Origin of the sequence: Streptomyces sp. NPDC050619, from assembly GCF_040654815.1 — a bacterium.
In the GTDB taxonomy this organism is placed as follows: Bacteria; Actinomycetota; Actinomycetes; order Streptomycetales; family Streptomycetaceae; genus Streptomyces.
The window spans coordinates 281,144-305,738 of sequence record NZ_JBFAIR010000009.1 but is presented as its reverse complement, the minus strand read 5'-3'; the positions used below and the strand labels follow the sequence as shown (position 1 = coordinate 305,738).

At 71.9% G+C, this 24,595-nt stretch carries 22 protein-coding genes and 1 pseudogene; 9 read left to right on the top strand and 14 right to left on the bottom strand.

The features are described from left to right. Positions 1-99: 99 nt before the first annotated feature. On the bottom strand, positions 100-549 hold the full coding sequence (locus AB0I77_RS17910; RefSeq protein ID WP_363283510.1) for a PPOX class F420-dependent oxidoreductase: 450 nt from the start codon (positions 547-549) through the stop codon (positions 100-102). A 98-nt stretch (positions 550-647) separates the two neighbouring features. Between AB0I77_RS17910 and AB0I77_RS17905 the strand changes: the two genes are divergently transcribed. The 7 genes from AB0I77_RS17905 (at position 648) to AB0I77_RS17875 (ending at position 8,525) form a co-directional block, all read left to right on the top strand. Beyond that, on the top strand, positions 648-1,238 hold the full coding sequence (locus AB0I77_RS17905) for a TetR/AcrR family transcriptional regulator (RefSeq protein WP_363283509.1): 591 nt from the start codon (positions 648-650) through the stop codon (positions 1,236-1,238). Beyond that, positions 1,235-2,614 carry an MFS transporter gene (locus AB0I77_RS17900; protein WP_363283508.1) on the top strand — a complete coding sequence of 460 codons (1,380 nt, stop codon included), beginning with the start codon at positions 1,235-1,237 and terminating at the stop codon, positions 2,612-2,614. The genes AB0I77_RS17905 and AB0I77_RS17900 overlap by 4 nt, the downstream gene beginning before the upstream one ends. 64 nt (positions 2,615-2,678) lie before the next feature. Beyond that, positions 2,679-3,908, top strand: a complete 1,230-nt coding sequence (locus AB0I77_RS17895) for a serine hydrolase domain-containing protein (protein WP_363283507.1) — start codon at positions 2,679-2,681, stop codon at positions 3,906-3,908. A 261-nt stretch (positions 3,909-4,169) separates the two neighbouring features. Continuing rightward, on the top strand, positions 4,170-5,585 hold the full coding sequence (locus tag AB0I77_RS17890; RefSeq protein WP_363283506.1) for an MFS transporter: 1,416 nt from the start codon (positions 4,170-4,172) through the stop codon (positions 5,583-5,585). Continuing rightward, positions 5,582-6,808, top strand: coding sequence for an FAD-dependent monooxygenase (locus AB0I77_RS17885; protein WP_363283505.1), 1,227 nt, complete (start codon positions 5,582-5,584; stop codon positions 6,806-6,808). The genes AB0I77_RS17890 and AB0I77_RS17885 overlap by 4 nt, the downstream gene beginning before the upstream one ends. A gap of 88 nt (positions 6,809-6,896) precedes the next feature. Then, a complete protein-coding gene (locus AB0I77_RS17880) occupies positions 6,897-7,424 on the top strand; it encodes a winged helix-turn-helix domain-containing protein (protein ID WP_363283504.1) in 528 nt (175 codons plus the stop codon). 3 nt (positions 7,425-7,427) lie between these two features. Next, positions 7,428-8,525: a serine hydrolase domain-containing protein gene (locus tag AB0I77_RS17875; protein WP_363283503.1), complete on the top strand. Its 1,098-nt coding sequence runs from the start codon at positions 7,428-7,430 to the stop codon at positions 8,523-8,525. Between the two features lie 19 nt (positions 8,526-8,544). Here the strand turns inward: AB0I77_RS17875 and AB0I77_RS17870 are convergent, their stop codons facing one another. From AB0I77_RS17870 to ribA, 7 genes are all read right to left on the bottom strand, one after another. After that, a complete protein-coding gene (locus tag AB0I77_RS17870; protein WP_363283502.1) occupies positions 8,545-9,237 on the bottom strand; it encodes a response regulator transcription factor in 693 nt (230 codons plus the stop codon). Beyond that, entirely contained in the window at positions 9,234-10,523 is a 1,290-nt protein-coding gene (locus AB0I77_RS17865) for a histidine kinase (protein ID WP_363283501.1), read from the bottom strand. The genes AB0I77_RS17870 and AB0I77_RS17865 overlap by 4 nt, the downstream gene beginning before the upstream one ends. A 3-nt stretch (positions 10,524-10,526) precedes the next feature. Next, on the bottom strand, positions 10,527-12,794 hold the full coding sequence (locus AB0I77_RS17860) for an MMPL family transporter (protein WP_363283500.1): 2,268 nt from the start codon (positions 12,792-12,794) through the stop codon (positions 10,527-10,529). Between the two features lie 156 nt (positions 12,795-12,950). Continuing rightward, entirely contained in the window at positions 12,951-14,111 is a 1,161-nt protein-coding gene (locus tag AB0I77_RS17855) for a saccharopine dehydrogenase family protein (RefSeq protein WP_363283529.1), read from the bottom strand. Between the two features lie 4 nt (positions 14,112-14,115). Further along, a complete protein-coding gene (locus AB0I77_RS17850; protein WP_363283498.1) occupies positions 14,116-15,177 on the bottom strand; it encodes a saccharopine dehydrogenase in 1,062 nt (353 codons plus the stop codon). Then, the gene (locus tag AB0I77_RS17845; protein WP_363283497.1) at positions 15,174-16,319 is read right to left on the bottom strand and encodes an FAD-binding oxidoreductase; all 1,146 of its coding nucleotides are present in this window, start codon (positions 16,317-16,319) and stop codon (positions 15,174-15,176) included. The genes AB0I77_RS17850 and AB0I77_RS17845 overlap by 4 nt, the downstream gene beginning before the upstream one ends. Before the next feature lie 83 nt (positions 16,320-16,402). Then, positions 16,403-17,062 carry a GTP cyclohydrolase II gene (gene ribA / locus AB0I77_RS17840; RefSeq protein ID WP_363283496.1) on the bottom strand — a complete coding sequence of 220 codons (660 nt, stop codon included), beginning with the start codon at positions 17,060-17,062 and terminating at the stop codon, positions 16,403-16,405. Positions 17,063-17,100: 38 nt separating this feature from the next. Here ribA and AB0I77_RS17835 point away from each other — a divergent pair, with 38 nt between their 5' ends. Next, a complete protein-coding gene (locus tag AB0I77_RS17835) occupies positions 17,101-17,892 on the top strand; it encodes a creatininase family protein (RefSeq protein ID WP_363283495.1) in 792 nt (263 codons plus the stop codon). Between the two features lie 173 nt (positions 17,893-18,065). Here the strand turns inward: AB0I77_RS17835 and AB0I77_RS17830 are convergent. The 5 genes and pseudogenes from AB0I77_RS17830 to AB0I77_RS17810 form a co-directional block, all read right to left on the bottom strand. Continuing rightward, a pseudogene (locus AB0I77_RS17830) lies at positions 18,066-19,373 on the bottom strand (lysylphosphatidylglycerol synthase transmembrane domain-containing protein); the annotation flags it as partial. After that, positions 19,370-20,335, bottom strand: coding sequence for a class I SAM-dependent methyltransferase (locus AB0I77_RS17825; RefSeq protein WP_363283528.1), 966 nt, complete (start codon positions 20,333-20,335; stop codon positions 19,370-19,372). The pseudogene AB0I77_RS17830 and the gene AB0I77_RS17825, both read right to left, overlap by 4 nt. Positions 20,336-20,484: 149 nt before the next feature. After that, positions 20,485-21,669 (bottom strand): glycosyltransferase family 4 protein, encoded by a 1,185-nt coding sequence (locus tag AB0I77_RS17820; protein ID WP_363283494.1) that lies wholly within the window; start codon positions 21,667-21,669, stop codon positions 20,485-20,487. Continuing rightward, positions 21,666-22,064: a 6-carboxytetrahydropterin synthase gene (locus AB0I77_RS17815; RefSeq protein ID WP_363283493.1), complete on the bottom strand. Its 399-nt coding sequence runs from the start codon at positions 22,062-22,064 to the stop codon at positions 21,666-21,668. The genes AB0I77_RS17820 and AB0I77_RS17815 overlap by 4 nt, the downstream gene beginning before the upstream one ends. A gap of 135 nt (positions 22,065-22,199) precedes the next feature. Beyond that, positions 22,200-23,171, bottom strand: coding sequence for a zinc-binding alcohol dehydrogenase (locus AB0I77_RS17810; RefSeq protein ID WP_363283492.1), 972 nt, complete (start codon positions 23,169-23,171; stop codon positions 22,200-22,202). A gap of 108 nt (positions 23,172-23,279) precedes the next feature. On the opposite strand from AB0I77_RS17810, the gene AB0I77_RS17805 reads away from it, so the two are divergent. Beyond that, on the top strand, positions 23,280-24,077 hold the full coding sequence (locus AB0I77_RS17805; RefSeq protein WP_363283527.1) for a CDP-alcohol phosphatidyltransferase family protein: 798 nt from the start codon (positions 23,280-23,282) through the stop codon (positions 24,075-24,077). Positions 24,078-24,081: 4 nt separating this feature from the next. On the opposite strand, the gene AB0I77_RS17800 is transcribed toward AB0I77_RS17805, so the two are convergent. Beyond that, positions 24,082-24,528, bottom strand: coding sequence for a GNAT family N-acetyltransferase (locus AB0I77_RS17800; RefSeq protein WP_363283491.1), 447 nt, complete (start codon positions 24,526-24,528; stop codon positions 24,082-24,084). Positions 24,529-24,595 lie beyond the last annotated feature (67 nt).

Below are 24,595 nucleotides of genomic sequence, written 5' to 3'. Positions count from 1 at the left end.
AACGCTCGGCTGGGAAACCCCAGCCGAGCGCCTGCATAAACTACTCACGGCCTGATCAAACCGACCACGTGTTGCGACGACCCCTAGAAACCGCCCTCCTCAAGAGGCCCTCTTGGGCATTCCGTAGGCCCGCTCCACCCTCAGCCGCAGCACCAGCCGGCGGTCGCGGACCATCGCGGCCCGGTAGTCGTCCCAGTCCGGATGCTCGCCCTGGACATCGCGGTAGAGGCGGACGAGTTCCTCGACCGTCTCGTCGTGCGGATCCCGCGCCACGGGCGTGAGGTCGGCCGTGCCCTCGGCGACCGTGTACGCCCACCGGTCCGGGCTGGTCACGTGGTACGACGCCCGCGGGTCGCGGCGCAGATTGCGGGTCTTGGCGCGGTCGTCGGTGATCGAGACCCGGATGATCCGCTCGTCCGGGTAGTAGGCGTGGCTGACGTTGGACAACTGCGGCCGGCCGTCGCGCTTGAGGGTCACCAGCACCCCGCCGTGGCTCTCGGAGAGCAGCCGGAGCAGTGCGTCCTCGTCCTGTGTCGCGTCATGGGTCATGCCTCGATCAACCGGCCGGGATGCCTCGCGCATTCCCGGCGAGCTCCAGGACGAGGGCTCGGTAGACACTGTCTACGTCCCACTGGTAGACAGTGTCTATGAACGAACCCGAGCCGGGCCTGCGCGCCCGCCTGGTCGATGTGGGCGTCGACCTGGTCACCCGCGAGGGCGCCCAGGCCCTCACCCTGCGCGAGATCGCCCGCCGGGCCGGCGTCTCCCACGGGGCCCCGCGCCGCTACTTCCCCACCCACCTGGAACTGCTGTCCGCCATCGCCCGCCGCGGCTTCGAGGAGCTGGCGTCCGAGGCGGCGGGGGTGACGGAGGCGACCGGCGACGGCATGGCCGACCCGCGCGCGCAGCTCACGGCGCTCGGGCGCCGCTACCTGGGGTTCGCGTTGGGCAACCGTGGCATGTACGAGCTGATGTTCCGTCACGATATTCTGGAAAGTGGGCACTTGGGCCTGCGAGGCACCAGCCTCCCGCTCTTCGACCGACTGGTGGACCTGGTCGGCCGGGTCCGTCCCGACGTCGACGCCCGGGCGGTCGCGGGCGCGTTGTGGGCCAATCTGCACGGCATCGCCCAGCTGTGGGGCTGGGGCAGCCTCCAACTCGCCACCGGTGCCGACGACTTCACACCACTGCTGCGAGCCGCCCTGGACGCGCATCTCGGTCCGGAGACCGCCGTATGAGCGACGTGACCGCCCGCCGCCGGCTCACCCTCGTGAGCAGCGTGGTCGGGGCCGTGATCGTCGCCCTGGACGGCACCGTCCTCACCGTCGCGCAGCCCACTCTGCAACGGGAGTTCGACGCCTCCTTCGCACAGGTCCAGTGGACCAGCACCGGCTATCTGGTCGCGGTGGCAAGCCTGTTGGTGTTCGCCGGGCGGCTCGGTGACCGCTACGGACATCAGCGGCTGTTCGCGGTCGGGATGCTCGGCTTCGGGGCCGCTTCGGCGGGCGTGGGGCTCGCGTCCGGTGTGGGCTGGGTGATCGGACTGCGGGTCGTGCAGGGGGTGTTCGGCGCGCTGTCGCAGCCCGCCACGCTCGGGATGCTGCGCGCCGCCTTCCCGCCGGAGCGGCTGCGGGCGCCGATCGCCGTACGCACGGCGGCCATCGGGGTGGCGGCCGCCGTCGGGCCCCTGGTGGGCGGGGCGCTGGTGGCCGGGCCGGGCTGGCGGGCGGTGTTCTTCCTCAGCGTCGTGCCCGCCGGCGTCCTCGGCGGGCTCGCCCTGGCCGTGCGGGAGCCGCGGCGGCCTCTGCCCGACCGTCCGGGCATGGACCTGCCGGGTGCTCTGCTGCTCGCGGTGAGCCTGGCGTGCCTCGTCCACGTCCTCGTCGCGCTGCCGGACGCCGACGCGACGACGGCGGCCGAGGCGGGCCTCCTGCTGGTCGCGGCCGCCGCCTTCGTCCGGCACGAGCGCCGCAGCGCGAGCCCGCTGATCCCACCGGACGTCGTCGGCTCGGCGGCCGTCGGCTCGGCGCTCGGCATCCTGGTGGCCGCCTCGGCCGCGCTCGCGGGCACGCTGTTCGTCGGCACGTACCTGCTTCAGTACACACTCGGTCTGGACGCTTTCCAAAGCGCCCTGCACAGCCTGCCGTTGGCGGTGCTGATGGTGCTCGCCGCGCCCGGCTGCGCCGTACTGCTGCGCCGCCTCGGCGCCCGCCGTACGACCATGGCGGCGATGGCCGTCCTGGCCCTCGGGATCCTGGTGCTCGCCCGGGCGTCGGGCACGCTCGCGCTCTGTGCCGGGTTCGGACTGCTGGGGGCCGGGTTCGGCACGGTGATGGTGGCGGCGACCCATGTCGTCGTACGGCACAGTGCCGTGGAGTCGGCCGGAGTGGCGGGCGGGCTCCAGCAGACCGCCATGAACGTGGGACCGGCGGTAGGTGTGGCCGCCGCGAGCACACTCATGGGGCCCGGCGGCGGCCGGGTACCGCCGCTCATGGTCCTCGCCGCGGTGGCCGTGGCCGGTGCGGTGGCGGGCGGTGCCCTGCCGGGACGACCCGCCCCGATCGACGATCATGGTGAAGTGGGGACCCGTTCACGTGTTCCTGCGCGACGATGATGTCTGAGGTTGTTCCTGCTGGGTATGCCGGAGCGCACCTCGCCCAACGTGACGGAGGAAAGCGATGGCACAGCTGCGACAAGAGGTGGACCCAGGTGAGGCCGGCCTGGATCCGAAGGCGCTGGACCGCCTCGACCAGCATGTCGCCCACTACGTCGACGAGAAACGCCTGCCCGGCTTCCTCGTGGCCGTCACCCGCGGCGGACGCGTCGCCCACCTCACGACGCACGGCCACCGCGACATCGCGGCCGGGCTGCCCGTCGAAGCCGACACACTGTTCCGGATCTACTCCATGACCAAGCCGGTCACCGCGGTCGCCGCGCTGATCCTGGTCGAGGAGGGCCGGCTGTCGCTGGACGACCCGGTCGACCTGCACCTTCCGGCCTTCGCCGAGCCCCGGGTGTACGTCAGCGGATCCGGCGCCGACACCGTGACCCGCCCGGCCGCGGGCCCCATACGGGTACGGCACCTGATGACCCACACCGCGGGCCTGACCTTCGGCTTCTACCACTCCCATCCGGTCGACGCCCTCTACCGCGACGCCCGCCTGGAGTCGTCGGTGGTACCGGGCTCGACCCTGGCCGAGACGACCGACGTGTACGCGAGCCTGCCGCTCCAGTTCGAGCCAGGCACGCAGTGGAACTACTCGGTCGCCTCGAATGTGCTGGGCCGCATCATCGAGGTGGTGTCCGGGCAGCCGCTCGACACGTTCTTCGCCGAGCGGATCTTCCGCCCGCTCGGGATGACCGACGCCGGCTTCCAGGTCAGCGACGAACAAGGCCGCCGACTCGCCGAGTTGTACGGCGACGCCGACGGCGGCGGTATCGAGCCGATCCCCGGACTCCCGCTGCACGGCCGCCCCCGCTTCCTGTCCGGCAGCGGCGGCATGGTGGCCTCCGCGCACGACGTCCACCGCTTCATGGAGCTGCTGCGCCACCGCGGCGAACTCGACGGGACGCGCCTCCTGGCCCCGGAGACCGTGGACCTCATGACCACCAACCGCCTCCCCGGCGGCGCCGACCTGCGCGCCTTCGGCAGCCGCCCCGCGCACGACGAACCCGGCAACGACGGCGTCGGCTTCGGCCTCGGCGTCTCCGTGGTGATCGACCCGGACCGCACGCAGGCCCCCTCGGGCCTGGGCACGTACGGCTGGAGCGGAGTGGCGACGACGACGTTCTGGGTCGACCCGAGCCGCGATGTGACGGTGCAGTTCATGACCCAGGTGCGGCCGAAGAGCTCCCTCGGGGTCGTCCCGGACCTCAAGAGGCTGGTCCACGAGGCGGTCGTCGGCTAGGACCTGACCGAACAGCACACCTAGGGCCTGGTAGGACCTGCTGAGCACCGGTCAGCAGGTGCGGGTCTCCGGGTCCCAGGTGAAGTGCGCGCGCCCGACCCGGCCTGTAGTGCGTAGGCACCAGGACAGGTGAGGGCTGGTCCGGGCGCACCAAGGGAAGACGGCGGCAGCGGACGATGCCCGGCGGGGCGCCGCGGTGAAGGGTTGAAGGCGCGTGCATCTCGCGCATTCCCCTCGCCCACGAGAGTGAAAAGGACGTCCATGTCCGAAGCTGTGTTTTCCCCCGCCGCCGTGGTTCCCCCGGTCCGCATCGGGAGGCTGTCGATCGTCGCCCTCGGCATCCTGGCACTCGCCCTCGGCACCCTCCAGTCCGTGGTGGAGCCCGCGCTCCCGCTGCTGCAACGTGAGCTGGGGGTGAGTCCTTCCGAAGGTGCGTTGATCGGCAACACCTTGCTCATCACCGGCGCGGTCGTCACACCCGTCGCGGGCAAACTCGGCGACCGCTACGGCGGAAAGCGGGTGCTGGTCCGGCTGATGGCCGTGGTCTCGGCCGGTGGTCTGCTGGCCGGCCTGGCGCCGAATTTACCGGTGTTGTTGCTCGGTCAGATATTGCAGGGCGTCATGGTGGGTGCGCTGCCCCTCTCCTTCATCCTGGTGCGCAAACACCTCTCGGCACGAGAGTCACAGGTGGCGATCGGGCTGGTGGTCGCGCTGTTCACGGGCGGCGCCGTGGTGGCGATGCTGTTCGCGGGGCCGATCGCGGAGGGAATGTCCTGGCATTGGATGTTCGCGATACCGACGACCGCGATCATCGCGACGACGTTGGTCCTGACTCGGCTGATGCCGCATGATCCGCCGATCCAGCCGGACAACAGGATCGACTGGCCTGGCGTTCTGCTGCTGAGCGGCACGTTGCTCGCGTTCATGCTCGGGCTCGTGACGGTGACGAGGGACGGCGGCCTGCCGCCACTCGCGGTCGGTGCCATCGCGGTGGGCGTGGCCGCCCTGGTGACCGGATGGGTCGTCGTCGAGCGCCGGGCGGCCTCGCCGATGGTCGATCTGCGCATGCTGGCAAAGCCTGCGACGCGGAATGCGTTCGTGTTCACCTTCGTCATCACCACCAGTTCCGGGATGGTGGTCTTCCTGCTCCCGCAGCTGTTCGGGATATCGGGCGACGGCTACGGCTTCGGAGCCGACACCACCGACATCGGACTGTTCCTGTTGCCCGGCACCATCGCCGGCTCGGTGAGCGATTCGGTCGGCGGGATCGCGGCGCGGCGTTTCGGTCCGCGTGCCGTGGTCATCGTGGGCACCGTCGTCACGGCGGCCACGATGATCGCCCTGGCGTCGGCGCACTCCGCGGAATGGCAGCTCGTCCTCGCGAAGGCGCTGACCGCGTTCGCCGCGGGCATCGGTACCACGGCGTTGCTCGCCGGCACCGCCACCGCCATCGAGACCAAGGACATCGGCATCGCCACCAGCCTGCTCGTGGTGACCCGCGTGATCGGCGTCGCCCTGGGCGCCCAGATCGGCGGCGCGATCCTCGACGCCGGGGCCGACCCGGTGTCGGGCCAGGCGACCGAAGCGGCCTTCGTCACAGGTTTCGCCGTCGCCGGCGTCGTCGCCGCGTTGTCCCTGCTCGTTGTCCGTATCACGAAGAAGGAAGCCCAGGCATGAGGTCCACCGGTCGGTCGAGGGACATGCGTACCACCGGCGCGAAGCGCGAAGTTCTGATCTCCGGGGCCAGTATCTCCGGACCCACGCTGGCGTACTGGCTGCACCGGTCCGGATTCGCGGTCACCGTGGTGGAGAAGGCAGGCGCGCTGCGCGGCGGCGGTTACCCGATCGACGTCCGCGGCACCGCGATTGAGGTGGTCCGGCGGATGGGGATACTGCCGCGACTGCGGGACGCGCACATCGACTCGCGTCGCTGCACTTTCCTCAACGCCGATGGCGGTGAAGTGGCCTCGGTCAACCCGAGCGCCGTTGCCGGCAGTGTCGAGGGACAGGACCTCGAGGTGCGTCGTGGGGATCTGGCCGCGAGCCTCTACGCGTTGGTTCGCGACGACGTGGAGTTCCTGTTCGGCGACTCCATCGACACCCTCGACCAGTCCGGACAAGGGGTCGACGTCACGTTCCACAGTGGGCGACGGCGCACGTTCGACCTGGTGGTCGGCGCCGACGGTATGCACTCACACACCCGGGAGTCCCTGTTCGGCCCCGAAGAACAGTTCCACCGCTACCTCGGCTACTGCTTCGCCATATTCACCCTGCCGAACACTTTCGAGCTCTCCCACGAGCTCGTGATGTGGAACACCCCCGGGAAAGCCGCAGCCCTCTACGCGGTCGGGGACAACGACGAGTTGCACGCCTTCCTGAACTTCCATCGACCAGAACCGCCGTTCGACGCCCTCCGGAACCCCGACGCCCAGCGAGACCTGGTCGCCACGGTCTTCGCAGGCGCGGGATGGGAGGTCCCCGGCCTGGTCGACGCCATGCGCGACGCGGACGACCTGTTCTTCGACACGGCCGGTCAGATCCGCATGCCCCACTGGTCCAGCGGCCGCGTCGCGCTCGTGGGCGACGCCGCGTACGCGCCCTCGTTCCTCACCGGACAAGGATCGAGCCTCGCGCTGGTCGGCGCCTACATGCTCGCGGGCGCCCTGGCCACGAACCGGGACCACACCGCGGCCTTCGCCGCCTACGAACGCGACGTCCGTGAGTTCGTAGCCATGAATCAGGCCCTGGTCGACAACGGCGCGGCCACGCTCTTCCCCACCACGACGCGGGCCCTGGAACAACGCAACACCATGCTGCGCAACCTCGACACCATGCCCTCCACGACAGCACGACCGGCCCACTCGGCCCTTGCGCTGCCCGAATTCGCTCCGATGCCGTGACCTGATACTCCAGAAATACTCCAGAAACCACCCCCATCAGGGATGCTCAGGGTTGCTCCGCTATTCCGGAATAACGTAATGTCGTGCCATGGCTGCTGAGTCTCTCCAGGAGCGGATCGCCGCGCTCGAAGAACGGGTGTCGCGGCTGGAGTCCGTACCGCACAAGCCCGTGTCGCAGGTGTCCCGGGGCGAGGCGTTCTGGGCTCTCGAGGGCCTGCGTCAGCGGCTCACGGGGAACGGGCAAGTGCTGTTCACCGGCGTGTTGGACCTGCCTACGGGCGAACACTACGAATGGCAGCAGGGTGCGGTGGCGGAGAGGCTGCTCGAAGCGGACTGGTCGGAACACGCCGCGCCATACGCCGCGTTGGGGCACCCGGTGCGGCTCACCCTGCTGCGCGCGGTACTGCGAGGGACCCGTTCCGCGGCCGAGTTGCAGGAGACGGCCGGACTCAATACGACCGGTCAGCTCTACCACCACCTCAAGCAGCTGACAGCAGCCGGCTGGCTCCATGCCGAGGGGCGCGGTCACTACCAGGTGCCCGCGGGCAGAGTCGTGCCGCTGCTCGTGCTGTTGTCCGCGGTGGTGCCGGCAGGGAACCGAACGACAGAGGAGTAGTTCATGGACCGACGGTCATTTCTCACCGCGGCGACGGCCGCGGCGGCCGGTGTGCCGCTGCCGGCCGGGAACGCCGTGGCGGCCGACGACGACTTACCGGCGCGGGTGCGGCGCTGTCTGGACCGGGCCCTGGCCGTGGGCAGCCCGAGTGCGGTGTGCGGGGTCATCCACGGTGCACGACGCTACGTCGCGGGCGCGAGTGGAAGCCGGGGCGCGTCGGCGCCGGACGGCAGGACCGTGTTCCAGCTCGGCTCGATCGCGAAGACATTCACCGCCACCGCTCTCGCCCGCGCCGTGCGGGCCGGCGAGACCCGCCTCGACGCACCGCTCGTTCTGCCCGCCGGGTTCCCCGTCCCGCGCGAGGGCCCTCGGCGGATCACCCTGGCCGACCTGGCGACGCACACCTCCGGTCTGCCCTCGCTGCCGCCGAACCTCCTGGCGGAAGCGGATCCGTACGACCCGTACGCGCACTACACGCTGGACGACCTGGCCGCCGGCCTGCGGGAGACAACGCTGAGCGCCGAGCCCGGCAGCTCTTACGCGTACTCGAATCTCGGTGTCGGTCTGCTCGGCCAGGCGCTGGCCTTCGACGACGTGGACGCGATGCTGCGGCGCCGCGTGACAGCGCCGCTGCGCATGCCCGACACGACGACCGCCCTGAGGCCGGACATGGCCTCCCGCAAGGCCGTCGGCCATCTCGAGGGCCGGCCCGTTCCCGACTGGCACGACCACGTTCTCAGCTCCGCGGGCACCTCGATGTACAGCACCGCCGACGACATGGTGCGCTTCCTGGGCGCGCAACTACGCCCCGATCGTTCGCCGTTGCGGGACGCGATCGAACTGACCCAGCGACCCCACTTCACTGTCGACCGGAATCTGCGGCTCGGTCTCGGCTGGCACCTCAGCCCACTGCCCAGCGGCCGGACCGCGACCTGGCACAACGGCGGCACCGGCGGATTCAGCACCTGCGCGGCGTTGAGCAGACGGAGCATGACGGCGGTGGTGATGATGGTGAACACCGCCAGTGAGGCGACCACGACCGACCCCCGCCCGGTCGATGCCCTGACCCTCGCCCTGCTCGGCGAACTCGACGCGGCCTGAGGCGCATCGCGTCCTCGGACTACGGCAGGCGGTCGGTGCCGCCGTCGGGGGTGGCGTGGGCCAGGCCCGTCCGGTAGGCGATGACGACGAGTTGCGCCCGGTCGCGGGCCTCCAGCTTCGTCATGGCGCGCTGCACGTGGGCGCGGACGGTGAAGGGGCTGAGGTACATCCGCTCGGCGATCTCCTGGTTGGACAGGCCGGTCGCGACCAGCGCCACCATCTCCCGTTCGCGCGGGGTGAGCGCGGCGAGCTGTTCGGTTTGGTGCGGCGGGGCGTTGTCCGGTGTGGCCAGGAAACGGGCGACCAGGGAGCGGGTCGCGGCGGGGGACAGCAGGGTGTTGCCGTCGGCGATCGTACGCACGGCGTCCAGCAGGTCCTCGGCCCCGATGCCCTTGCCGATGAAGCCGCCGGCCCCCGCGCGCAGCGCCTGAGCGACGTACTCGTCGGTCTCGTACGTGGTGAGGATCAGGATGCGGCTGGCACGCAGTTCCGGGTCCGCGCAGATCTCGGACGTGGCGGTGAGACCGTCCACCTCGGGCATACGGATGTCCATGATCACCACGTCCGGGCGCAGCTGCCGGGTGAGCCTCACCGCCTCCCTGCCGTCGGCGGCCTCGCCGACCACGGTGATGTCGTCGGCGGAGTCGAGAAGCAGCCGGAAGGCACCGCGCAGCAGGGCCTGATCGTCGGCGAGCAGCACCCGGAGCGTCATGGCGCATCACCGGCCTCTATGTCGCCTGTCGCTCCGTCAGTGTTCCGTGCCGTGTCCTTGACGGGCGGGAGGGGCAGCTGGGCGGAGACGAGGAAGCCGCCCCCCGGGCGCCTGCCCGCCAAGAGGTGTCCCCCGACCGCGGTGGCACGTTCCCGCATCCCGATCAGACCGTAACCGGGCGGACGGTCCCCCGCCGTGGACCCTCTCGGTCCCGTGGACGCGGTCGGCGCCGTACGAGCGCCCCCTCCGCCCCCTCCGTCGTCGGCGACGGTGATGGTCACGCGATCGCGGTTCCAGGCGAGGCGCACCCGGGCGCTGTCAGTACGGGCGTGCTTGGTCACGTTGGTCAGGGCCTCCTGGACGATGCGGTAGGCGGTGAGGTCCACTCCCGGCGGCAGCGGCCTGGCCGTGCCCTCCTGGTGCACCGACACCTCCAGCCCCGCGCGGCGGAAGGACTTGAGGAGTGCGGGAAGCACGGAAAGGCCGGGCGCCGGTTCGGCGGGCGCGGGCGCGTCCCCGGACTGACGCAGCAGACCGACCGTGGCCCGCAGGTCGTCGAGCGCGTCGCCGGTGGTCTCGACGAGCTCCTTCAGGCTCTTGCGGGTCTGCTCCGGGCGGGCGTCGAAGAGGTGGGCGGCGACCGTGGCCTGCGCGTTGGCCAGGGTGATCTGATGGGCCACCAGGTCGTGCAGTTCCCGGGCGATGCGCACCCGTTCCTCGGCCACTCTCCGGCGCGCCTCGCTGTCCCGGCTCTCCTCGGCCCGCCGGGCCCGCTCCTCCACGGCCGCCAGGTAGGCCCGTCGGTTCCGCACCGAGTAACCGAGTACGCCGGCCACCAGCGAGAACGCCGCCACCGCTGCCATCCTGCTCGCGTCCTTCCACGAGAGGTCCCCGGACAAGGGGGTGGAGGCGACCAGCAGCACCGCGGCGCTGAGCGACACCGCGCTCGCGGCGCGCCGTTCGGTGCGCGCGGCGAGCGAGTAGGAGAAGGCGGTGATCAGGGCGGGGGCCACGATGGGCGGGCTCAGCAGGAGGCCCAGGGGCTGCACCAGCACGCCGACCGCGGTCGTGGCCGCCAGGGCGGCCAGGGGCGCCCGGTGCCGCACCGGCAGCACGGCGCAGGACACCACGGCGATGAAGTAGGCGGCGGCCGGCGGCGCCGACAGCGTGTCGTCGACCTGTATCACCCCGCCGAGCAGACAGAGCGCGAACGCCGTCGCCGTGATCGCTGCCTCCCGCGACCACGTGCCGCGTGGTCGCGGGCCACCGCCACCCATGTTCGTCATGGCTCAGTGCCGGTGCCGGCCGACGGGGAGCGGCCGCACCGCCGCGTCCGGCACGGTCGCGGAGGCCGGGACACGCCTGCTCAGTTCCTCGCCCTCGATATCCACGTTCGGCAGCACACGGTTCAGGATACGAGGCAGCCACCAGGCCCGGTGGCCCAGCAGTGCCAGGACCGCGGGCACGATCGCCATCCGGACCACGAAGGCGTCGAAGGCGACTGCGGCGGCCAGGCCGACGCCCATCGTCTGGATGGTCGGCATGTGTATCCCGATGAATCCGGCGAACACGCTGACCATGATGATCGCCGCCGCGGCCACCACACGTCCGCTGTGCCGGAAGCCGCCCACGACTGCCTCGCCGGGCGAGGCGCCATGGACGTAGGCCTCCCGCATCCGGCTGAGGAGGAAGACCTCGTAGTCCATGGCGAGACCGAACACGATTCCGATGATGAGGATCGGCATCAGCGACATGACCGGTCCGGTCGTCTCGATGCCGATCAGGTCTGCCCCCCAGCCCCACTGGAAGACGGCGACGAGGACCCCGAAGGCGGCACCCACCGACAGCAGGAAGCCGAGCGCGGCCTTGACCGGCACCAGGACCGAACGGAAGACCACCATCAGCAGGAGCACCGCCAGGCCGATGACCACGGACAGGTAGGGGATGAGGGCGTCGGACATGGCTTCGGAGATGTCGATGTTCATCGCGGTGGCACCGGTCACCAGGACGGCGGCGCCCGTGTCGGCCTCGACGCCGGAGACCGCGCCCCGGATCTCGTTCACCAGGTCCTTGGTCTCACCGCTGGTCGGCGCGGTCTCCGGGACGGCGGTGAGGACGGCCGTGTCCTCGCTCTGGCTGAGCACCGGATCACCGACCGACGCGACCCCGTCCAGGCCCCGTACGGTCTGGACGACCTGGTCCGTGGCGGCCCGGGTGTCCCCGGACTCCGGTGTGTCCACGACCACGGTCAACGGGCCGTTGAAGCCGGGGCCGAAGCCTTCCGACAGCAGGTCGTAGGCGCGGCGCTCGGTGGTCTGCGTCGACTTGGTCTCGTCTCCGGGCAGCCCGAGTTCGAGGCTCAGCGCCGGTAGGGCGACGGCGCCGAGACCGAGTCCGGCGATCATCAGTACGGGCACCGGCCGGCGCAGCACGAACCGCGCCCAGCGGGTGCCGAGCCCGGGCCGGCCGGTCGCGACGGGCGCCCGGTGCGGGCACTCGCTTCCCGGCCGGGTGGCTTCGCGGACCTTGCGGACCTTGCGGACCTTGCGGGTCAGTATCCGCCGGCTGCCGAAGAAGCCGAACAGCGCGGGGACCAGAGTCAGTGCGACCAGTACGGCAAGGGCAACGGCGCCCGCGCCGCCCATGCCGATCCTGGTGAGTTCGGGGATTCCGACGACCCCCAGCCCGACCAGGGCGATGAAGACGGTCGCGCCGGCGAAGACGACGGCGGATCCGGCCGTGCCCACCGCCCGTCCGGCGGCCTCCTCCGGCTCGCTGCCCTGGGCGAGTTCGTCGCGGAAACGGGAGGTGATGAAGAGTGCGTAGTCGATGCCGACCGCGAGGCCCAGCATCAGGGCCAGGATGCCGACGGTGGACGTCAGGCCCAGCGGCACGGCCAGCGCGGTGATCAGGCCGAAGGAGATGACCACGCCGACGATCGCGGTCAGCAGCGACAGTCCGGCCGCGACCACCGACCCGAGGGCGAGGATCAGCACCAGCGCGGCCACCGCCACGCCGATCAGCTCCGTCGTACCGCCCGGTTCCTCCTCCGTTTCCAGGGCCGAGCCGCCGATCTCCACGGTCAGCCCCGCGTCCCGGGCCTGGTTCGCGGCGTCTTCGAGGGCGCTCTTCGTCGGCTCGGTCAGGTCGACGGCTGACTCGGTGTAGGTGATCGTGGAGTAGGCGATGGTGCCGTCCTCGCTGACGGCGCCGGTCTCATAGGGGTCGGTGGTCGACGCGACCTGATCGCCCCCGTCCAGCGATCCGAGCGTGTCCTCGACGGCCGCCTTGTTCTGGCTGGCCGTCACCTGCTGCCCGTCCGGGGCCTGGAACACCAAGCGGGCCTCGGCACCCTGGGAGTTGCTCTGGGGGAAGCGCTCGTCGAGCAGGTCGAACGCCTTCTGTGACTCGGTACCGGGCATGGAGAGGTCCTCTTCCTCCCCGGCCGGCGCCATGGCGGCGGCGATGGCCAGCACCAGGGCACCCAGCCACAGACCACCCACGAGCCGGCGCCGCCTGAAGGCCCACCGTCCGATCCGGTAAAGAAATGTCGCCACCTGTTGATCACTCCAGACGCCACTGGGCAAGGGGAATGCGCGAGATTCGCGCGCCTCCCACACTTCCCCGCGGCGCCCGGCCGGGCATCGTCTTCCGCCGCCGTCTTCCCCTGGTGCACCCGGACCAGCCACGCACGTGTCCCTGGTGCCTACGCACTACACGCCGGCTTGCCCACCAGCCGTGAAGTGGACGCCCTCCCGGGCGAGTTCGGCCAGCCACTCCTGGGACCGGGCAGCCGTCTCGGCGGCGCGGTTCAGGCCCGGTGGCAGGGAGCCGTCCAGGACGTGGCGGACGCCGAGTGCGAGCGTGCGGGAGACACAGCGGGCCATCGCGCTGTCCTGATCGTCCCCCACCAGGTCGAGCAGGTAGCCGCCCGACCAACTCCCTCCCGGCCCGCCGCGCACATCCAGCGACACGGCGAGGACGACGCGGTCCCGGTCGGCGTCCGTGGTCGGGTACTTCGCCGCCAGCCCCTGGGCCAGGGCCGCGATACGGGCGTCGTCGCCGGCCTTCAGCTCCGCGAAGACGGCGTTCCAGGCCCGCAGCCAGCCGTCCAGCCGCAGGGTGCCGCGCACGAAGGTACGCGGCTTCCAGGCGGGCGGCAGACCGTACTGCTCGACGAAGGGCAGGCTGTCGCGGTTGGGGTAGGCCTCGAAGGTCTCGCCGTCGACGACGTGCCGCCGGGTCGCCTCCCAGGGCCGGTCGGCGGTGGTCTCGGCGCCGTCCTCGATGTAGCGGGCGGGTGAGCGCAGGGCGTTGAGGACACCCAGGGGTGCCCAGCTGAAGCGGTAGCGGAAGTCGTTCGGTTCCGCGGGGACGCCGCCGCAGTAGGAGGTGAGGCTGTACGAGGCCGCCGTGTCGTCGCCGACCGCCGCCCGGGCCCGGGCGACCAGGCTGTGCGCGAAGAGGTGGTCGATGCCCGGGTCGAGACCGGCCTCGGTGAGAACGACGATCCCGGCCCTCGTGGCCTCGGGCACCTGCTCCAGGACGGCGTCGGACACATAGCTGGAGCAGGCGAAGTGCGCCCGCTCGCGGACGCAGAGGGCCAGCAGCGGGGCGTGCTCGGGAGCCGGCAGCATCGACACGACCACGTCACCGGGGGCCAGTTCGGCCCTCAGCGCGTCCGGCGTGTACGCGCGAGGTTCGGCACGGCCGGTGAGGTCCAGCGACGCGAGGGCCTGGGCGGCGCGTTCCTCGGTGCGGTGCCACAGCCGTACCCGCTCGGCCGCCTCGCACAGCGCGGCCAGACCGCTGCCGGTGGACAGACCCGCGCCGATCCAGTGGACGGTACGGCTCGCGGGAACGGCCTCGGACACGACCTCAGACGTCACGGAACTCCCTCTCTACGATGCCCAGTTCGCGGCAGGCCTGATGGAACCGGTCCAGACAGCGCCCCCACGGTCCGCCCACGCCGAAGTCGAGCAGCTGGGGCAGCAGCGACGCCGAGAAGTCGGTGCTGGACTCCTTCGGCAGCAGGGACGGCAGGTTGTCGATGGCGATCAGGTCCAGCGGCGGCTCCTTGCGCAGTCGCCGGGCCGGCTGAGTCCAGTCGGTGGTGCGGTCGTAGACCGGCAGGACGTTCAGCGGTGAGCCGACATCGCAGGTGACGTCGCAGAGGGTGCGCAGCCGGCGGGCGGGGGCGTCCAGGTCCGCCTCGCGCAGGAAGGGCGGGACGGGGGTGGTGGCCAGTACCGCGTTCACCATCACGTCGTGGTCCAGCAGGGCGCGGCGGTCCAGGTCGCGGGTCTCGGCGAGGTCCCAGCAGGTGGGCTCGAGCCCGGCCGTGTGGAAGGCGACGCGGGCACCCCGTCCGCTGCGGCCGAGCGCGCCGATCACCAGGGCGGTGAACTCCGCGTCCCCGGGGGCCGGGCGCAGTGTCTCGTCCAGCGCGTCCTTGTCGGTGGGCGTCAGCGGCGCGACGAGCCTGCCGCGGTGCTGGAGCACGGCCAGGGCGGCGCCCAGGTAACCGGCCCAGAACCCGAAGGCGGCGAGCCGTCGGCCGTTGTCGTCCACGAGGTATTCGAGGTCGAGCAGCGCCCCGCCCCCGGCGGCGAACCGCCCGAGGAGCTCGCCGGCTCCCGGCTGCCGCTTGTAGGCATGCCCGAAGAAGATGTGCCGGTGCCTCAACTCGGCGGGTTCGTCGGGAAGTTCCTTCAGCCCGAGGACGACGGCGTCCTGAGGCGCCGACACCCACGAGCCGGCCGGCGCGACCCGGCATCCGGCCGCGGCGTACTGAGCCACGGGGAAGATCCGCTGCGGGGACTCCTCGACGGTGAGGGTCACTCCGCTGTCGACGAGCCGCCGCGCGTCGGACGGGACGATCGGCGTGCGCCGCTCGGTGCCGCGGGCCTCGTGGCGCAGCCACAGATGGAGCTCGGTCATACCAGGTTGCCCTCCGGGCGCGGGGCGTCGGCCGCGAACCGGCCGGCGCTCAAGGGGCTGACGTCCACGAAGGGTACGCGGCCCAGGTACAGGTCGCGGACGACCTCGCCGACGGCGGGCCCTTGCAGGAAGCCGTGCCCGGAGAAGCCCGTCGCATACAGAAAACGGGATACCGAAGTCGCCTCGCCGATCAGGGCGTTGTGGTCCGGCGTGATCTCGTACAGGCCCGCCCAGCCGCCGGTGCGGCGCAGATCGAGGAGCGCGGGGGCGCGGCGCTCCATGGCCTCGTACAGGCGGGGGATCCAGCGGTCGTGGGTGTCGGTGGCGAAGCCGGGCCGCTCGTCGGGGTCGGACATCCCGACGAGCAGGCCGGGCCCCTCGGCGTGGAAGTAGAGGCTGGAGGTGAAGTCGATGGTCATGGGGAGATCCGGCGGCAGCCCCTCGACCGGCTCGGTGACCGCGATCTGTCGGCGCAGCGGATCCACCGGCAGGTCCACGCCGGCCATCGCGCCGACGGCTCGCGACCAGGCGCCGGCCGCGCAGATCACCGTGTCGGTGGTGATCCGGCCCAGGCTCGTCACCACGGCCGTGATGCGCTCGCCGCTCAGTTCGATGCCGGTGACCTCGGTGTGCCGCAGGATCCGCGCGCCGTGGCGGCGGGCGTCGGCCGCGTAGCCGGTGACGACGGCCTCGGGTGTGCAGTGGCCGTCGTCGGGCGAGAACGCCGCCGCCAGCAGCCCGTCCGTGCTGATCAGCGGGGAGAGCCGGCGGGCCTCCTTCGGGGTGATCATGCGGCTGGGGACCCCGAGGGAGTTCTGGAGGCGCACCCCCGCTTCGAAGGACGCGACCTCCTCGGGCGTGGACAGCAGGAACAGGTAGCCGACCCGGTGCAGCCCGATGTCGTGTCCCGTCTCCTCCTCGAACCGCCCGAAGGCCTCCAGACTGCGCGCGCCCAGCCGCACGTTGAGGTCGTCGGAGAACTGCGCCCGCACCCCGCCCGCGGCCTTCGAGGTGGAGCCGGCGGCGAGTTCGTCCCGCTCGACGAGGACGACGTCCCGGACGCCGGCGCGGGCGAGGTGGCGGGCGATGCTGGTGCCGATCACCCCACCGCCGACGATCACGGCCTGAGCCTCAAGATTCACGGGCGTGTCTCCTATGACCTAGGACCCGGCCTATGACCCGACTCTGCCCCGACCTGTGACCGCGCACACCGCACGGCGCACAGTCAGGACAGATGCGCCATCGCGTCCAGATGGGGCAGGTGGTGGTCCATCCGCTCCCGCTTCGTCCGCAGATAGGTGATGTTGTTCTCGGACGGCGGTATCAGCAGCGGCACCGTCTCGGCGACCTGGATGCCGTGCCGCAGCAACGCCTCCCGCTTGCGCGGGTTGTTCGACATCAGGCGTACGGAGTTCACGCCCAGGTCGTGCAGGATCTCGGCGGCGACGCCGTAGTCGCGGGCGTCCACCGGCAGACCGAGCGCCAGGTTCGCCTCGACGGTGTCCAGGCCCTCCGCTTGCAGGGCCATCGCCCGCAGCTTGGCCAGCAGACCGATGCCCCGGCCCTCATGCCCTCTCAAGTAGACGACGATGCCGCGGCCTTCGGCGGCGACGGCGCGCAGCGCGGAGGCCAGCTGGTCGCCGCACTCGCAGTGCTGGGAGCCGAAGGCGTCACCGGTCAGGCACTCGGAATGCAGCCGCGTGAGAACATCGTCCGTGCCGATCTCGCCGTAGACCAGGGCCACTTGTTCGTCACCACGGTCGTGGTCGAGATAGCCGACCGCCTGGAAATTCCCGTACACCGTGGGCAGCGAGACATTCACGACGCGTTCCACACCCGTGCACTGTGGTGGCTTCTTGCCGAGTACACCAATTTTTTCTGTCATGATCTGGTTCCTAAGCAGAGACGAAAGGCCGTGAAAAGATGAGTGGTTCGGGAATACGGCCGACGGCATACGGTCTGGTGCCGGCGGACACTACGGAAGACGTACGGACACGAGGCGCGGGCGTCTCAACGCAGGTCGCGGTCCTTCCCGTCGGGAGCTTCGAGCAGCACGGTCCGTTCCTTCCGCTGGCGACCGATACCCTCGTCGCCTGTGCCGTCGCCCGGGAGATCGCCGCCGCGTACCCGGTGCACCTCCTTCCTCCGGTGACCATCGCCTGCTCGCACGAGCACGCGGCCTGGCCGGGAACCGTCAGCATCTCCTCCGTCACCCTTCACGCGGTGGTACGGGACATCGCGGCGTCGCTGCGCCGATCGGGCGTCGAGGCCCTGGTGGTGGTCAACGGGCACGGCGGGAACTACGTCCTGGGCAATGTCGTCCAGGAGTCCTCCGCGCGTGGTGAGCGGATGGCGCTGTTCCCGGCCCCGGAGGACTGGGAGGCGGCGCGGGAGCGGGCCGGGGTGTCGACCTCGCTGCTCACCGACATGCACGCCGGGGAAATCGAGACCTCCATCCTTCTGCACGCCCATCCCGAAATGGTCCGACCCGGTTACGAGTCCGCCGATTTGGTCGCGGACGACCGTCGTCATCTGCTTACCGTCGGGATGTCCGCCTATACCGATTCGGGTGTCATCGGCCGTCCTTCCCTCGGGTCCGCGGAAAAGGGGAAGGAACTGCTCGCGAGCCTCGCCGATTCCTTCGAGACGTATTTCTCGATGCTCACTTCGGCAGCGGGCACCACCGCGGAGGCCGCGGAAAGCGCGCGCGGGTAGCGGCCCTTGAGCGCGTGGTCGTGGGGCTCCGGGTCCGTTTCCGCTACGACGGTCCCTGCCCCGTCTCCGTCCCCGCGCAGGCCCGTGTACCAGCGGGCGACCAGGACGAGGGCGCCCGGCAGACTGGCCACGAAGCTGAGCACGCCGTACACCACGGCGACCGCCAGTCCGCTGCTCGCGCCGAGGCCCGCCGCACTGAACGCCCAGACGGTGACGCCCTCGCGGGGCCCCCAGCCGCCGACGTTGAGCGGCACGCCCATGGCGAGCAGGGCCAGGACCGCCAGGGGCAGCAGGACGGCGACGGAGGCCGCGGATCCGGCGACCCGGGCGGCGACGACGAACATCGCGAGGTGGCCCGCCAGGATCACCGCCGAAGACAGGGCGACACCGGGCCAGTTGCGGCGGGACAGCAGTCCCTCGCGGGCCTCGACGAGGACGGCGCGCAGGGCGCGTCCACGGCGGGAGCCCCGGCGGGAGGGGGCCCGGTTCATCCGGAGGGCCACGACGACCGCGAGCGCGCCCAGCGCGGCGAGGCCGATCAGCGGGGCGAGTTGGCGGGCCTCGGTCAGCACGGGCGACGGCATCGTCAGCAGCACCGCCGCGCCGACGACCGCCAGCACGGCCTGTCCCGCGGCCCGTTCGAGGACGACCGCGCGGACACCGCGGCCGAGGTCACCGGCGCTCTGCCCGTGCCGGACCGCCCGGTGGACGTCGCCGATGACACCGCCGGGCAGGGCCGCGTTCAGGAACAGGGCGCGGTAGTAGTCGGCCACGGCCGGCCCGAGCGGCAGCCGGATCCTCAGGCCCCGCGCCACCAGCGCCCAGCGCCAGGCGCTGAACACGGTGGTGACCAGGCCGATCCCGACGGCCGCCAGCAGCGTCGGCCCGTCGATCCTGCGCAGCCCGTCCAGGAAGACCCCGGTACCGAGGCGCCACAGGAGTACGGCGAGGATGGCGATCCCCGCGACCGTGCCCAGGTGGGTGCGTACGGCACGGGAGTTGAGGCGGGCCAGGACGCCGCGCAGGGCGGTGCGCCACCGGGGGGAGTCCGGTGCGTCCGGGGTGGCGCGGGACCGGTCCTCGGTCACGATCACGCCGATCCGCGCCTGGGAGACGGCCACATCCGCGGGGGGCCGCGCGAGCACCTCGGCCACATCCGCGGGTGCCGTCGCCGGGCCGCCGACCCGCACGAACACCTCGCCCACGTCAGCCTGCTCGGCCACACCCGCCGGTACCGTCCCCGGACCGCCGACCCGCACGAACACCTCGCCCACGTCAACCTGCTCGGCCACACCCGCCGGTACCGTCCCCGGACCGCCGACCCGCACGAACACCTCGCCCACGTCAACCTGCTCGGCCACATCCACCGGTACCGTCCCCGGACCGCCGACCCGCACGAACACCTCGCCCACGTCGACCTGCCGTGCGCACGGCCCGGCGTCGGGCCGGACCGCCCGGGTCCGCACCGTCTCGATGCTCATGACGCCCCGCCCGTCGGCCGGGACAGGGCGAGCAGGTCGCTGTGGTGGACCACGACCCGCAACTCCCCCGCCGCACAGGCGGCGAGGCGCTCCCGCAGATACGGTTCCGCGCGCGGCGCCAGCTCGGGCCGCTCCTCGACAGCCGCGCCGACCCAGCCGCGCAGCCACTGGGCCGTCAGCGCGGATTCGGCGGGACCGAGCCGCCAGGGGCTCGGGTGCAGCCGTACGGTCGCACCGCGTTCGGAGAACGCCTCGCAGGCCGCGGTGACCGCGTCCGGGCCCAGCAGACCGTCTCGGCGCTGATGGGCGTTGAACGCCTGGGTGATCTCCGCGTCGAGCGGATGGGACGGGGTGAGGTCGACGCGGCCGGCCACCGAGAGCGTCAGCAGGGCCGGGCAGCCGGCTCCGGTGCAGGCGTCGGCGAACGTGTCGATCTCCTCGCGGGTGAGGACGTCGAGCAGCGCGGAGGCCGTCACCAGGGACGCGCCGGCGAGGGCGTCCGCGGTGAGCCGGCCGACGTCACCGCGCCGGGACTCGACCGTGACCCGGCTGCCGTCGGCGGCGGAGCGCGGTGAGGCGACGGCGGCGAAGTGGAGCAGGTAGGGGTCGCGGTCGTGCAGGATCCAGTGCTGGGCGCCGTCCAGGCGGGGCGCCAGCCAGCGGCCCATCGAGCCGGTGCCGCAGCCCAGGTCGTGCACGACAAGACCGGCCTTCCCGGGCAGGTTGGCGAGCCGGATCCGCAGCGGGTCGAGCAACTCGTGCGCCCGCGCGGCGGCGTCGGCGGGCTCCCGCAGCTCCAGCCATTCGGGGGCGTAGCGCGGCGGATCGTCGGGCCCGGCGTCCCGCAGCCGTACGGTGGGCCGCTCACCGGGGCGGAGGGTGGGGCCGGCCCCGGCGATGACAGGTGTCGTCGCCCCGGATCCGTCCCCGGTCACCGGTTGGGTCGGCGGGGCGGCGTCCATCGCGTCCGCGAGGGCGAGGAACGATCCCGCCGGGCGGGCGGCGTCCGCGGGAGCCGTGCCGGCGATCACCGATTCCGTCGACTCGACGGTCCCCCCGGGACCGTCCTGCGCCGCAGTCCACTCCGCCTGCTGCGTCATTGACGTCCTCCTCATGCCGCCCTCCTGGGTTCGCTCGGCAGCCGGCCCAGTACTCCGGCCAGGCTGCGGGCCGTGGTCGCCCAGCCGTCCAGGGCGGCCCGGCGGCTGCGGGCCGCCGCTTTCAGACGGCGTCGTACGTCCGCCTCGCCGAACCAGCCGCGCAGTTCGGCGGCGAGGGCGGCGGGGTCCTCCGGCGGGACGAGGATGCCGGGCACGCCGCCGTCGGGGGCGCGGCCGATCGCCTCCGCCAGACCGCCGACGTCCGTCGCCAGCACGGGGATGCCGCGGGCGAGCGCCTCCGTCACCGCCATGCCGTAGGTCTCGGCGTAGGAGGCGAGGACCATGAGGTCGGCGGCGCCGTAGCTGGCGTCGAGTTCGGCACCGGCCTGCGGGCCCGCGAGGTGCAGGCGGCCCTCGAGGCCGTACTTCCTGATCAGGACCCGCAGTCCGGCGACGTACGCGGGATCGTGCGTGAGTCCGCCGACGCAGACGCAGCTCCACGGCAGGTCGGTCACCGTGGCCAGCGCCTCGACCAGCCGGTGCTGCCCCTTGCGCGGGGTCACCGCGGCGACGCACAGCAGCCGGGAGACGCCGTCGGTGCCGGAGGCGAGGGGGGCGATGTCGGCGCCGGGGGCGGCGACATGGACGCGCTCGGGGGCCAGGCCGTGGTGGGAGACGAGGCGGCGGACGGCCCAGTCGCTGGTGGCGATGACCGCGGGGACGGCCCGCAGGACGGTGCGTTCCTTGGCGTCCAGCTCCGCGGCGACGGCGGGTTGGAGTCCCGTCTCGTCGCCGAGCGGGAGGTGGACCAGGACGGCCAGCCGCAGGCGCCGCGCCTCGGGGACGACGATCTCGGGGACGCCGCAGGCGACCAGACCGTCCAGCAGGACGACGGTGTCGTCCGGCAACTCCCCCAGCGTGCACGCGAGTTCCGCTCGGGCGTCCGCCCCCGGCCGGGGCCAGCCGCCGGCCACCGCGTGCTTGTGCACCTGCCAGCCGAAGCCGGCCAGGTCCAGACTCACACGCCGGTCGTAGGCGTTGCCGCCGCTCGGCGCGGTGAGGTCGTCCACGCCGCCCGGCATGACGAAGTGCACGGAGCGCAGGGACATGGGGATGATCTCGGCGTTCTTGAGGGCGGAGTGCTGTACGGGCACGTAGTCGAGCCCGGTCGCCCGCTCCATCGTCGTGTCGGTCACAGGGCACGCTCGTAACTCGCCCAGGCGACGTGCGACTCGTGCAGGGCGACGGTGAGGCCGGCGAGCCCTCTGGCGCCCTCGCCGAGCGCGCCCTTGTGGATCCGTTCGGCGAGGCGGTCGGCGATCACCTTCGCCAGGAACTCCGTGGAGGTGTTGACTCCGGCGAAGTCGGGCTCGTTGTCGAGGTTGCGGTAGTTCAGTTCGCTGACTACGGCACCGAGTTCCTGTGTGGCCAGTCCGATGTCGACGACGATGTTGTCGTCGTCCAGCTGCTCGCGCCGGAACGTGGCGTCCACCAGGAACGTCGCTCCGTGCAGGCGCTGCGCGGGCCCGAAGACCTCGCCGCGGAAGCTGTGGGCGATCATGATGTGATCGCGGACGGTGATGCTGAACAACGGACGACCCTCCAGGTGCGGCGCGTCTGGTCCCCCGCCTGACCCTGCCGGGGGATGCCGTGTAGTACGGCTCTTCGCTTCCCGTTGTTCAGCCGACGCTCACCCTTTTCTCAGGTCAGGCGCTCACACGGGCGTTCAGTACCGGATCCGGTGGCAGAGCGCCTCAATGTCGCCCGAGGCCAGCTTGGGCATCACCTCGGGCAACTCCTCGAAGCCTGACTCACCGGTGACGAGGGCGTCGAGGGCCGGGTCGGCGAGCAGGTCGAGGGCGAGGGCGAGCCGGTCGGCATAGGTACGGCTGGAGCGGCGGGCCGGGGAGACGGTGCCGACCTGGCTGCTGCGGACCACCAGGCGCCGGGAGTGGAATGCCTCGCCGAGCGGGAGGGCGACCTTCCGGTCGCCGTACCAGCTCAGTTCGAGGACGGTGCCTTCGGCCCTCAGCAACTCCAGGGACCGGGCGAGTCCCTGCTCGGTGGCGCTGGCGTGCACGACGAGGTCGCAGTCGCCGAGGGCGTCCTCGGGTGCGGCGAAGTCGACGCCGAGGGCCTCGGCGGTCCTGGCGCGGGCGGGATCGGCGTCGACCAACTCGACGCGCACACCGGGGAACCGGGCCAGCAGTGCGGCCACCGAACTGCCGACCATGCCGCCGCCGACGACGGCGATCCGGTCGCCGACCAGGGGCGCGGCGTCCCACAGGGCGTTCACGGCGGTCTCGACGGTGCCGGCGAGCACGGCCCGTTCGGCGGGGACCTTGTCGGGTACCACCGTCACCGCGCTCGCCGGAACGACGTAACGCGTCTGGTGCGGATAGAGGCAGAAGACGCTCCGCCCGACGAGAGCCTCCGGCCCCTCCTCCACCACCCCCACACTGAGGTAGCCGTACTTCACCGGCCCCGGGAAGTCGCCCTCCTGGAACGGCGCCCGCATGGCCGCATACTGGCTCTCGGGTACCCCGCCACGGAAGACGAGGGTCTCGGTGCCACGGCTGACACCGGAGTGGAGCGCCCGGACGACGACTTCGCCCTCGGCGGGGTCCGGGAGGTCGACTTCGCGTATCTCACCCTGCCCCGGCGAGCTGAGCCAGAACGCACGTGCGGTGCGCTTCATCGGCATCCTCCTGAACGATCGGGAATCGGTTCACGTACCGAGGTGTGCACAGGCCGCGCACAGTACGCGGCCTTGATCGACTCTGTCACCTGGCCGGAGGAATGTGCGGTGGCCCTGAACAACACTTACGACGCGAGGCTGGTCCAGCAGGAGACCGCGGTGGGAGCGGGCTTGCAGATCCTGCTGCTGGCCCTGCTCGGCACGGCGATAGGCATGGGGCCGGCGGGCTGGCTCACCGGCCTCGCCTTCGCCATCGCCACCTGGGCGGTGCTCTCCCGGGCGCTGCATCGCGCCCGGCCGTGCTCCTTCGGCCCGGCCAACCGCGTCACGCTCGGCCGGGCCACCCTGGTGGGCGCGGTGACGGCCCTGGTCGCGGACTCCTTCCAGAGCTCACCACCGGTGACCCTCTTCGTCGGCCTGACCGCGGTGGCCCTCATCCTCGACGGGGTCGACGGCAAGGTGGCCCGCGCCACCGGCACGTCGACCCCGCTGGGCGCCCGCTTCGACATGGAGGTCGACGCGTTCCTCATCCTGGTGCTGAGCGTGTACGTCTCGATGTCCTTGGGCCCCTGGGTCCTGCTGATCGGCGCCATGCGCTACGTCTTCGTCGCCGCGGCCCGCGCCCTGCCCTGGCTGAACGCGCCCCTGCCCCCGAGCACGGCCCGCAAGACGGTGGCCGCGCTCCAGGGCATCCTGCTCCTGGTGGGCGCCTCGAACCTCCTGCCGTACGCGGCGACGTTCGCGGTCGTCGCGCTCGCGCTGGGGCTGCTGGTCTGGTCGTTCGGCCGGGACATCCTGTGGCTGTGGCGGACTTCGCAGACTTCGCTGCCCCAGGAGGCCGCGGTGGCGAAGGTGCTGGAACTGGAGTTCGCGCCGGAGCCGGAGCGGGAGCCGTTGGCGTCCTGAGGCGTCAGCCCTTCAGCGGCACCCGGTACACGGTCGACTCCCTGGGCCGGAAACCCAGCCGTTCGTACACGCGGTTCGCCGCGGCCCGCTCCGGGCGCGAGGTGAGGTCGACGGTGCGCGCCCCGGCCTCCCGGGCCAGCCGCAGGGCCTCGTGCGTCAGCAGCCCCGCGACTCCGTGGCCGCGCGCCGCATGGTCGACGACGACGTCCTCGATGCGGGCCCGCAGCCCGCTCGGCACGGGAAACATCACCAGCGTCAGGGTGCCGACGATCGCGCCGCCCGAGCGGGCGACCAGCACGGTGTTCGTGTCGCAGGTCAGGATGCGGTCGACCGCGGCGAGATCGAGGGACGCGGCGGCCCGGGACAGCTGCGGCAGCATCCGGCCGAACGCGTCGACGAGTTCCTGGTCCGCTGCCCGGACGATCTCCACCTGGATGTCCTGATTCTCCATGGCGTGGACCCTACCGGCGCGACAACGACCGGACCGCCGCGGCCGGCAGGAGCGGTGTGGCGGGCAC